The 10581-nt window shown below is 74.3% G+C and carries 9 protein-coding genes; 6 read left to right on the top strand and 3 right to left on the bottom strand.

The annotated features are described in order from the left end of the window. A partial coding sequence (locus tag ACFT41_RS13740) for a helix-turn-helix domain-containing protein (RefSeq protein WP_377613821.1) occupies positions 1 to 158 on the bottom strand: 158 nt, incomplete at its 3' end. A 127-nt stretch (positions 159 to 285) separates the two neighbouring features. On the opposite strand from ACFT41_RS13740, the gene ACFT41_RS13745 reads away from it, so the two are divergent. Together ACFT41_RS13745 and ACFT41_RS13750 are read left to right on the top strand one after the other, a co-directional pair. Further along, positions 286 to 759, top strand: coding sequence for an FtsX-like permease family protein (locus ACFT41_RS13745; protein ID WP_377580992.1), 474 nt, complete (start codon positions 286 to 288; stop codon positions 757 to 759). A gap of 42 nt (positions 760 to 801) precedes the next feature. Further along, a complete protein-coding gene (locus ACFT41_RS13750; RefSeq protein WP_377580990.1) occupies positions 802 to 1749 on the top strand; it encodes a threonine/serine dehydratase in 948 nt (315 codons plus the stop codon). 8 nt (positions 1750 to 1757) lie between these two features. Here ACFT41_RS13750 and ACFT41_RS13755 read toward each other — a convergent pair whose 3' ends face one another. Next, positions 1758 to 3854: a S9 family peptidase gene (locus ACFT41_RS13755; protein WP_377580988.1), complete on the bottom strand. Its 2097-nt coding sequence runs from the start codon at positions 3852 to 3854 to the stop codon at positions 1758 to 1760. 70 nt (positions 3855 to 3924) lie between these two features. Here ACFT41_RS13755 and ACFT41_RS13760 point away from each other — a divergent pair, with 70 nt between their 5' ends. From ACFT41_RS13760 to ACFT41_RS13770, 3 genes are all read left to right on the top strand, one after another. Next, positions 3925 to 4410: an RrF2 family transcriptional regulator gene (locus ACFT41_RS13760; protein ID WP_377580986.1), complete on the top strand. Its 486-nt coding sequence runs from the start codon at positions 3925 to 3927 to the stop codon at positions 4408 to 4410. Positions 4411 to 4502: 92 nt separating this feature from the next. Continuing rightward, positions 4503 to 4994 carry a cupin domain-containing protein gene (locus tag ACFT41_RS13765; protein WP_377580984.1) on the top strand — a complete coding sequence of 164 codons (492 nt, stop codon included), beginning with the start codon at positions 4503 to 4505 and terminating at the stop codon, positions 4992 to 4994. A gap of 95 nt (positions 4995 to 5089) precedes the next feature. Further along, the gene (locus ACFT41_RS13770) at positions 5090 to 6448 is read left to right on the top strand and encodes an FAD-binding oxidoreductase (protein ID WP_377580982.1); all 1359 of its coding nucleotides are present in this window, start codon (positions 5090 to 5092) and stop codon (positions 6446 to 6448) included. Between the two features lie 190 nt (positions 6449 to 6638). Here the strand turns inward: ACFT41_RS13770 and ACFT41_RS13775 are convergent, their stop codons facing one another. Next, positions 6639 to 8720 (bottom strand): SpoIIE family protein phosphatase, encoded by a 2082-nt coding sequence (locus ACFT41_RS13775; RefSeq protein WP_377580980.1) that lies wholly within the window; start codon positions 8718 to 8720, stop codon positions 6639 to 6641. A 301-nt stretch (positions 8721 to 9021) separates the two neighbouring features. On the opposite strand from ACFT41_RS13775, the gene ACFT41_RS13780 reads away from it, so the two are divergent. Then, positions 9022 to 10581 (top strand): HAMP domain-containing protein (locus ACFT41_RS13780; protein ID WP_377613818.1); only part of this gene is annotated, 1560 nt, incomplete at its 3' end.

Here is a 10581-nt window from a genome sequence, read left to right on the forward strand (position 1 = left end):
TACCCCGCCCGGCCACCGTGCCGGGCCACGTCCCTGGAGACCACCGACGGATTCCGGCTGATCAGCCGGGCGATCTCCTTGTATTCCAGGCCCTCGGCCAGACCACGGGATATCTCTTCACGATCAGCCAACGTCAGCATGTTGCGCACGGCGGGCATCCTGTCCCACCGAACCACCAAGATCAAGTGCTACGACTGACTGAACTCGCCCGCCGAGCGGGCCGAGCTGCGGGCGTTCGGCGAAGTCTCCGGCGGGGACACGTTCTACCTCGACACGATCGCGCTGGTGGACCTCGCCGTCGCGGTGGCCGTCACGATCGCCGCCGGTGGGCTGCTGGTCGCGCTGGTCGAGGGGATCGTGGCCCGCCGCCGGGCGTACGCGGCACTGGTCGCCCAGGGGGTGCCCCGGGGCGTGCTGGGTCGGTCGGTCGCCTGGCAGGCGCTCGCCCCGGTGGTGCCGGCGGTGCTGCTCGCCCTGGGCGTGGGGCTGCTGATCGGCCGGTTCCTCTCGGGCCCGGTAAGCACCGGAGGCAGCGGCTACGTCTGCGAGGCTGCCGCCGCGATCTGCGCCGACCCGGCCGCCCGGGGCCCGTACCTGCGCCTCATCGACGTGCCCGAGCGTTACGTCACGCCCGGCGTACCCCTGGAGCAGCTGGCCCTGGTCGGGGCCGGCGCGGTCGCTGCGGTGGCACTCACGGTCGCGGTCGGGCTGCTCTTCCTGCGGGCCAGCACCACCGTCGAGGAGCTGCGGGCGACCTGAACGGTGTGGCGGCGACCCGATGCAGAGCGGCAGGATGACCCCGTGGACCTCGTGACGCTCGACGACATCCGGGCCGCCGCCGCCGACATCGCGCCGACCGTCCTGCGCACGCCGCTGCTGGCCGCGCCCTGGGACGACGGGCTGTGGCTGAAGCCGGAGAGCCTGCAACCGGTCGGGTCGTTCAAGCTGCGCGGGGCCACCCACGCGGTCGCCCGGCTCGACCCCGACGCGCGGGGGCGGGGGGTGGTCACCCACTCGTCCGGCAACCACGGCCAGGCCCTCGCGTACGCGGCGCGGGCCGCCGGCGTGCCGTGCACGGTGGTGGTGCCCGACGGCGCGCCGGAGGTGAAGGTCGCCCGGATGCGGGCGTTCGGCGCGCAGGTGCTGCTCGTGCCGCCGGCCCGGCGGCTGGCGGAGGCCCGGCGGATCGTCGCCGAGACCGGGGCGACGCTGGTGCCGCCGTTCGACGACCGGCGGGTCATCGCCGGCCAGGGCACCGTCGGGGCGGAGATCGTCGCCGACCTGCCCGACGTCGACGTGGTGCTGGTGCCGGTCGGCGGGGGCGGCCTCGCCTCCGGGGTCGCCACGGCGGTGAAGGCGCTGCGCCCGTCGACCGCCGTGTTCGGCGTCGAACCGCTGCTCGCCGCCGACGCGCGGGACTCGCTCGCGGCCGGACGGGTGGTCGCTTGGGACGTGGCGCTGACCTACCGCACCTGCGCGGACGGGCTGCGTACCAACCTGTCGGAGCTGACCCTCGCCCACCTGCGGGACCGCCTCGACGGCATCGTCACGGTGACCGAGGAGGAGATCCGGGCCGCCGCCGGTCGCCTGATCCGCGAGGCACGGCTGGTCGTCGAGCCCAGCGGGGCGGTGGCCACGGCCGCCCGGCTGTTCCGCTCGGGCGAGCTGCCGACGGGGCGTACGGCCGCGGTGGTGACCGGCGGCAACGCCGACCCGCAGGTCCTCGCCGACCTGGTCACCACCGCCTGAGCCGACCCTTACACCGCACCCAGGCGGTCGAGGATCCAGGCGTTGATAAACGCCTCCTCGCGCCACGAGTCGTACCGGCCGCTGGGGCCGCCGTGCCCGGCGCCCATCTCCGTCTTGAGCAGGTAGTCGCCCTGCGGGGCGACCGCCCGCAGCCGGGCGACCCACTTGGCCGGCTCGTGGTACAGCACGCGGGTGTCGTTGAGGCTGGTCACCGCGAGGATCGCCGGGTAGTCGACGGCCGTCACGTTCTCGTACGGGGCGTACGACTTCATGTACGCGTATACCTCCGGGTCGTCGAGGGGGTTGCCCCACTCCTCCCACTCGGTGACGGTCAGCGGCAGCGACGGGTCGAGGATCGAGGTGAGCGGGTCCACGAAGGGCACCTGCGCGACGATCCCGGCGAACGCGTCGGGCGCGAGGTTGGCCACCGCGCCCATCAGCAGGCCGCCGGCCGACGCGCCCCGGGCCACCAGCCGGTCGGCCGACGTCCAGCCGGACTTGACCAGGTGCCGGGCACAGGCCACGAAGTCGGTGAAGGTGTTCTTCTTGGCCAGCATCTTGCCCTGGTCGTACCAGCGCCGGCCCAGCTCGCCGCCGCCCCGCACGTGCGCGACGGCGAAGACCACGCCCCGGTCCAGCAGGGAGAGCCGGGCGACGGAGAACCACGGGTCCATGCTCGCCTCGTACGAGCCGTAGCCGTAGATGACGCAGCCGGCGGAGCCGTCGCGGGGGGTGCCGGCGCGGCAGACCAGCGAGATGGGCACGCGCGTGCCGTCATCGGCGAGCACCCAGTCCCGGTGCTGCTCGTAGTCGGCGGGGTCGTACTCGCGGCCGTCGGGGCCGGGCAGGACCGGCTTGCGCCGGCGCAGGGTCAGTTCCCGGGTGACCAGGTCGTAGTCGTACACCGACTCGGGGGCGACCAGCGATGCGTAGCGCAGCCGGACCTGCCGGGTGCGGTATTCCGGGTTGCTGTCCAGCCCGACGCTGTAGATCGGCTCGGGGAAGTCGATGTCGTGGCTGTCGCCGCCGCCGACCGGCAGCACCCGCAGCCCGGTCAGCCCGTTACTGCGCAGCGACACGACCAGGTGGTCGGCGAACGCGTCGACCGACTCCAGCCGGGTGCCCGGGGAGTGCGGGAGCAGCGGCACCCAGTCGCCGGGCGCGTCCGCCGAGGTGTACGCGAGCGCGAAGTCCTCGGCACCGTCGTTGTGCAGGATCAGGAACCGGTGCCCGTGGTGCTCGACGCTGTATTCCACGCCCTGCCGGCGCGGGGCGACGAGCGCCGGCTCGCCGGTGGGGTTGCCGGCGGGGATCACCAGCACCTCACTGGTGATCTTGCTGTGGATGTCGATGAGGACGAACTTCTCCGACCGGGTCAGCTCGACGCCGACCCAGAACCGCTCGTCGTCCTCCTGGTGGACCACCACGTCCTCGGTGGACGGGGTGCCGATCCGGTGCCGCCAGACCCGGTTGGGCCGCCAGGCGTCGTCGACGGTGACGTAGAACAGCACCGACGCGTCCGCCGACCAGGCCGTGCCGTAGAAGGTGTCCGGCACCTCGTCGGCCAGCACCTCGCCGGTGACCAGGTCCTTCACCCGCAGGGTGAACCGTTCGTCGCCGCTGAAGTCCGTCGAGTATGCCAGCCGGCGCCCGTCCGGGCTGACGTCGAACGCGCCGAGGGAGAAGAAGTCGTGCCCCTCGGCGAGCAGGTTGCCGTCGAGCAGCACCTCCTCGCCGTCGAGGGGGGCACCGTCCACGCTGACCGGCGGCTCGGTCTCGCCGTCGCGGACCGCCCGGCGGCAGTGCACGCCGTACTGCTGGCCCTCGACCGTGCGCGTGTAGTACCAGTGACCGTCCTTGCGGACCGGCACCGACAGGTCGGTCTCCTGGGTGCGTCGGCGCGTCTCCTCGAACAGGGTGGCCCGCAGTTGCGCCAGGTGCGCGGTGCGCGCCTCGGTGTACGCGTTCTCCGCCGTCAGGTGGGCGATCGTCTCCGGGTCGTCCTTGGCGGTCAGCCAGGCGTACTCGTCGACGACGGTGTCGCCGTGGTGGGTGCGCTCGGCGGGGACCTGCTTGGCGACGGGCACGGGGGTCTCGGTGGTCACGCCGGTCAGGTTACCGGCCGTCGGGGCTTGGCACTTGCGGGTCTTAATCTGGATATGTAGCATCTAGATTATGCGTATGAGTCAGGGCGTCGAGTGGGCGCTGCACACCTGCCTCAACCTGACCTACGTCGGCCAGGGGGAGGCGGTGCCCACGTCGGTCCTGGCGAAGTTCTACGCGCTTCCGGCGGCGTACCTGAACAAGCACCTTCAGGCCCTGGTGCGGGCCGGCATCCTGGCGTCGACGCCGGGCCCGCGCGGCGGCTTCAGGTTGGCCCGACGCGCGGAGTCGATCACCCTGCTCGACGTAGTGACCGCCATCGAGGGGCCGGGCGAGGCGTTCCCCTGCGACCAGATCCTGCGGGAGGGGCCGGGGGGGAGCGCGGAGGTGGACTACCGCGAGGCGTGCGTGATCGCCCGGTCCATGCGCCGGGCGGATCTGGCCTGGCGGCGCGAGCTGGCCAGCCGGACGCTCGTCGACGTCAGATCCGAGGTGGAGGCCCGTTACCCGGACACTCCGCAGAACACCCGAGGGCGGTTCGCCGCCCTGCGCGCCTGATCATCGATGGCTCCTCGTGAGGGGGCCTTGTCGACACTGAATTCTGGACACAAAATATCCAGAAATGGCTGCCAACAGGAAGGGCAATGCCCATGACCGAGTTCCGACCGCCCGTACTGGTCACCGCAGCGGCTGCCGAGGCCCTGTCCGACGGCCCCACCAGCCGCATCACCCTGCTCGCCGACGCAGGCGACACGCACGGCGCCCTCACCGTCAACCGCTCGTACCTGCGCGAGGGCTCACCGGGGGCCCCGCCCCACTTCCACACCCGGGCCACCGAGAGCTTCTTCCTCCTCGCCGGGGCCCTCCAGGTGCTCGCGGGTGACCGGATCGTCACCCTTTACGCGGGTGACCTGCTCGTTGTGCCCCCACGCCTGCCGCACGCTTTCGCGCCGGCCCCCGGCGAGGAGGCCGACGTCCTGGTGACGTTCACGCCGGGGCTCGCTCGCTTCGACTACTACCGCCTGCTGGAGCGCGTGTACCGGGGTGAGGCCGACCCGAGCGAGATCCCCGCGTCCTCCGAGGTGTTCGACAATCACTACCACGACAGCCCCGCGTGGCGGGCCCGCGCCGCCGCCCGCTGAGCACCGTGACCCCCGGGGGTCGCCCGCCGGTGTGGCGGCGTGTCGCCGCGCGCAGCGGGCTGGCGGGAGTTTCGAACACATGTACGATTGTCGCCATGGTGTCGGCAGCGGGGTCCATCGATCGGTCCGGGGCAGTGGGCATCACCCGTCGGCTGGGGGAGATATGCGGCCCGCCCTTCGCGCGGTTCGCGGGGGCGGCCGACGAGGTCGCCGGTGAGCCGGCCCGGTGGGTGGCGGTGCCCGGCGCCGCGCCGGCCGCGGCCGAGGTGCTGCGGCTGGCCGCCGCCCACGACCTGACGGTGGTGCCCAGGGGCGCCGGCACGAAGATCGACTGGGGGGTCGCCCCCGCGCACGTCGACATCATGCTCGACACCGGCCGGCTGGCCGGGATCTGCCACCGGCCGGCCGACGCCGGCGTGGCCGAGATCGGCGCGGGCACCCCGCTGCGGGCGGCCCAGGCGGCCCTGGAGCGGGCGGGGCTGCGGCTGGCCCTCGACGCGCCCTCGCCCGGGGCGACCGTCGGCGGGGTGCTGGCCGCCGACGAGTCCGGCCCGCTGCGGCACCGGCACGGCGGCCCCTGCGAGCAACTGGTCGGCGTGCGCTACCTCGACGCCGGCGGCGAGCTGATCAGCGCGGGTGGCGGCGCGCCCGGCCTGGAGCTGGCCCGGCTGCTGTGCGGTTCGCAGGGCGGCCTCGGCGTGCTGGTCTCGGCCACCCTGCGGGTGCAGCCCGTGCCGGCCAGCCGGGCCTGGGTCACCCGTCCGGTGTGGAGCCCGCTGGAGATCGACGGCCTGGTCCGGGAGGTGCTCGCCGCCCGGCTCGACCCGGCGGCCGTCGAGCTGGACCTGCCGGCCCGGGCCAACCGGGTACGCCCGCCGCTGCACCCCGACGACCCGGAGGCCCTCGCCCGGGCCCGCCACCCCTCCATGTTCCGGCGCACGGTGACCCCGGCCGGGGCGGGCAGCCTGACCGTGCTGCTGGAGGGCGACCCCGCCGACGTCTCCGAACGCGCCGACGGGCTGCGCGGCCTGCTGGGCGACGAGGCGACGGTCCACCACTCGGCCCCGCAGTGGTGGCGGCGCTACCCGTTCGGCCCCGGCGATACCGCACTGCGCATCGAGGTGCCAATCACCGACCTGCACGCCGCCGTCTACGCGCTGCGCGACGCGGCCGGCGGCCCGGTGCCGGTGCGGGGCTCGGCCGGCCAGGGGGTGGTGCACGCCGCCCTGCCCGGCGCCCTGCCCGCCGAGCGGGTGGCGTCCATCGTCGCCGGGGTGCGGGCCGTGCTGCTCGCCCGGCGCGGCCGGTGCGTGGTGGTCGCCGCGCCGTCGCAGGTGCGGGAGGTGGTCGACCTGTGGGGCGAGCTGACCTCGCTGCCCCGGCTGCGGGCGGCGAAGGAATACCTGGACCCGCACCAGCGCCTGGCCCCGGGCCGCCTCCCCGGCGGCCTCTGACCGGCCCGCCGCCCCGGCCCGCCCCGGACCCGGCCCACCGGCCCGCCGTCCGCGTCGGGTGTGGCCGTGCGCCATGTCGGCGACATCGCGGTATCGCGGTATCCCCGGACCCGGATACCCCCATGTCCCCGACATGGCGGCGCAGGCCCGCGCCCGGCCCGCGCAGCCTGCGGCAGGCCCGGGTCGGGCGTCAGCGGCGGTCGTTGCGCAGCACCAGGATCGCGATGTCGTCGCGGGGCGTCTCGGCCGAGAACCCGATCGCCGTCGAGCGCAGCCGGGCGGCCACCACGTCGGCCGAATATCCGGCCAGCGGCGCGGCGGACTCCCGCAGCCGCTCCGTGCCGAACAGCTCCCGGCCGCGCCGGCGCTCGGTCACCCCGTCGGTGTAGAAGATCAGCGAGTCGCCGGGGGTCAGGGTGATCTCGGCGGCCGGCGAGGCGATCGTGTCGAGCAGACCGAGCGCGGTGCCACCGGTGCCGACGAACGCGGCACCGTCGCCGGCCCGCAGCAGCACCGGGCGGTCGTGGCCGGCCAGGTGCAGGGACACGTCGAGCTGGTCGCCCTCGCCCGGCCCGATGGCCGCCAGCACGAGCGTGCAGTAGCGCCCGCCGCCTCGCTCGACCAGCGTCTCGTTGAGCCGGCCCAGCGCCTCCGGCAGCGGCTTGCCGTCGCTGACCAGCACCCGGATGACGTCCCGGACCAGCCCGGTGACGGCCGCCGCCTCGACCCCCTTGCCGGACACGTCGCCGACCACGACGAGCCAGCGCCCGTCGGGCAGGGGGAGCACGTCGTAGAAGTCGCCGCCCACCTCGGCGTGGTCGCCGGTCGGCACGTACTCGGCGGCGAAGCCGATGCCGTCGACGACCGGCAGGACCGGCGGCAGCAGCGACCGCTGGAGGGTCTGCGCGACCCGACGTCGCTCGGCGTGGATGCGGGCGTTCTCGATGGCCAGGGCGGCCCGCCGGGCCACGTCCTCCAGCACCGCCACCTCGTCCGGGTCGTGCCGGTGCCGCTGGTGGCGGCCCACCGCGAGAGTGCCCAGCCGCTGCCCGCGCGCCACCAGCGGGACGGCGAAGCCCTCCATCGGCCCGCCCAGCGGCACCTGCGACCCGATCCGGGACGCCTCGCGCAGCCGGGACTGCACCGAGTCCGGCCCCGTCTCCCGGAGCACCGTGTGCAGCTGCGGCAGCACCGACTCGTCGGCGTGGGTGGCCGCCGCGAGCCGCAGCCGCCCCCACTCGTCGGTGGTGTGCACCGCACACCACTGGCCGAGGCGGGGCACCACGAGCTGCGGGATCAGCACCATCGTCAGCTCGACGTCCAGGGACTGGGCGAGCAGCTCGCCCGCCTCGGCCAGGAACGTCAGCCAGGCCTGCCGGCGGACGTCGGCGCGGCGCAGCCGGTCGTTCTCCAGGTGCAGCGAGAGCCGCTCGGCGGTCAGCACGGCGAGCGGCCGCGCGTACGTCGAGGGGGCGGCGTCCAGCTCCAGCTCCCCGGCGTACGGCCGGTGCACCGCCAGCGGCACCCGCAGCAGCTCGTTGCCGGCGCGGGGGGTGCGGCCGTATCGGGCCAGCACCTGCCTGCCCAGCCCGTCGCCCCGGTCCAGCCGGACGAGGCCGCCGGCCGCGCCGACCATCTCGGCCAGCCGGGTGAGCAGGTCGGTGGCGAAGTCGGGCAGCGGATCGTCGGCGTACTGGTCGGGGGCGGTCTGCATCAGCTTGCTCATCGCCCCGGCGCTCGGCCCCGGGTGTTCCCCTCCGGGTATCGGCGTCGGCGTGCCCCCGGCGGCACCGGCCTGAGGGCCGGCGGTGACGCGCTGGCCGGCGGTGGCACCGGTCCGGTCCAGCCGGAACCACACCCCCTTGCCGGTGGGCAGGTACGTGGTGCCCCAGCGGCTGGCGAAGTGGTCCACCAACAGCAGCCCCCGGCCCCGCTCGGGGACCTCGTCGATCTCCGAGGTGTCGTTGCGTACGCCGACGGTCAGCTCGTCGACCGATCCGGCGGCGAAGTCGGAGACCGTCACGGTGAGCCCGACGTCGTCGGCGACGACCTCGATGTCCAACTCGGTGCGGGCGTGCTCGACGGCGTTGGTGGTCAGCTCGGTGGTGAGCAGCAGGGCCTCGTTGAGCAGGTCGTCGAGGTGCGCGGCGGCGAGCACGGACCGGACCAGGGCGCGCGCGGCGGCCGGCGTGCGCCGGTCGGCGGGCAGGCGTACCCGCCGGACGCGCTCGTCCGGACCGTCGAAGGCCGCCGGCCCCGCCCCCGCTGACACCGTCGTATCCTCCACCGCCGCCCGGCCCCACGCCAAGCCGATCCGGCGGTCGGGGCCGCCGTGGCGGGCGAGCGCGGCCCTTCTGTGGGCGTGGCGGGCCGGTGGCCGTGGCCGGGCGAGGCGGGCGTGGCGGGCCGGTGGCAGTGCCGCCGGGCGCTGCGGGCCGGTGGCCGTGGCCGGGCGCGCCGGGCGTGGCGGGCCGGCGGCCGGCGCGTCACCGGTGCCCAGCCGGGCACAATGAGGGAACGGCCGGTGCGTTCGACGGGCGCCGGTGGCCCCCCGGAGCTGAGCGAGGAATGCGATGACCACGGCGAAACACCCGGTAGCCGCGGACCCGTCCGCGCCGGACCAGGCCGCTCTGCTCGGCGAGTTGGCGGAGGCGCTGCGGCGGGTGCGCGGCGGTGACCTCAAGGTGCGGCTGCGCCCCCGGGCGGGCGCGGCCGGCGAGGTGGCGGACGCGTTCAACGAGGTGGTGGCCCTCCAGGAGCGGCAGCACCGCGACCTGCTGCGGATCAGTCGGGTCGTCGGCCGGGACGGCCGGCTCACCGAGCGTCTGGAGGAGGAGGGGCTGGAGGGTTCCTGGGAGGAGGACCACCGGGCGGTCAACTCGCTCATCGACGACCTGGGCCGGCCGACCACCGAGATCGCCCGGGTGATCGTGGCGGTGGCCGACGGCGACCTTTCCCAGCACATGGCGCTGGAGATCGACGGCCGCCCGCTGCGCGGCGAGTACCTGCGGATCGGCCGCACGGTCAACACCATGGTCGACCAGCTCTCGTCCTTCTCCAACGAGGTGACCCGGGTGGCCCGGGAGGTGGGCACCGAGGGCAAGCTCGGCGGCCAGGCCGACGTGCGCGGGGTGGCCGGCACCTGGAAGGACCTCACCGACTCGGTGAACACCATGGCGTCGAACCTGACCGGCCAGGTGCGGTCGATCTCCCAGGTGGCGACGGCGGTGGCCCGGGGCGACCTGTCGCAGAAGATCACGGTCGGGGCGCGCGGCGAGGTCGCCGAGCTGGCCGACACGATGAACTCGCTCACCGACACGCTGCGCCTCTTCGCCGAGCAGGTGACGCGGGTGGCGCGCGAGGTGGGCACCGAGGGCAAGCTCGGCGGCCAGGCCGACGTGCCGAACGTCGCCGGCACCTGGAAGGACCTGACCGACAGCGTCAACTCGATGGCGTCGAACCTGACCGCGCAGGTGCGCAACATCGCGCAGGTCTCGACGGCCGTCGCCCGGGGTGACCTGTCGCAGAAGATCACCGTCGCCGCGCAGGGCGAGATCCTGGAGCTGAAGGACACCGTCAACACGATGGTTGACCAGCTCTCGTCGTTCGCGGACGAGGTGACGCGGGTGGCGCGCGAGGTGGGCATCGAGGGGAAGCTGGGCGGTCAGGCCCAGGTGCGCGGGGTCTCCGGCACCTGGCGCGACCTGACGGAGAACGTCAACCAGCTCGCCGGCAACCTGACCAGCCAGGTCCGCAACATCTCCCAGGTCTCGACGGCCGTCGCGAAGGGCGACCTGAGCCAGAAGATCACGGTGGACGCGCAGGGCGAGATCCTGGAGCTGAAGAACACCGTCAACACGATGGTGGATCAGCTCAGCTCGTTCGCGGACGAGGTGACGCGGGTGGCGCGCGAGGTGGGCACGGAGGGCAAGCTGGGCGGTCAGGCCCAGGTCAAGGGCGTGTCGGGCACGTGGCGGGACCTGACGGACAACGTGAACTCGATGGCGTCGAACCTGACGTCGCAGGTGCGCAACATCGCCTCGGTGACCACGGCGGTGGCGAAGGGTGACCTGTCGCAGAAGATCACGGTGGATGCCCGGGGCGAGATCCTGGAGCTGAAGTCGACGGTGAAC

Origin of the sequence: Micromonospora sp. NPDC057141, assembly GCF_042670805.1 — a bacterium.
In the GTDB taxonomy this organism is placed as follows: Bacteria; Actinomycetota; Actinomycetes; order Mycobacteriales; family Micromonosporaceae; genus Micromonospora.

Bases quoted from the DNA above. Each gene is read 5' to 3' on its own strand.
- ACFT41_RS13770 (WP_377580982.1), top strand. From the start codon at position 5,090: ATGGTGTCGGCAGCGGGGTCCATCGATCGGTCCGGGGCAGTGGGCATC.
- ACFT41_RS13765 (WP_377580984.1), top strand. From the start codon at position 4,503: ATGACCGAGTTCCGACCGCCCGTACTGGTCACCGCAGCGGCTGCCGAG.
- ACFT41_RS13760 (WP_377580986.1), top strand. From the start codon at position 3,925: ATGCGTATGAGTCAGGGCGTCGAGTGGGCGCTGCACACCTGCCTCAAC.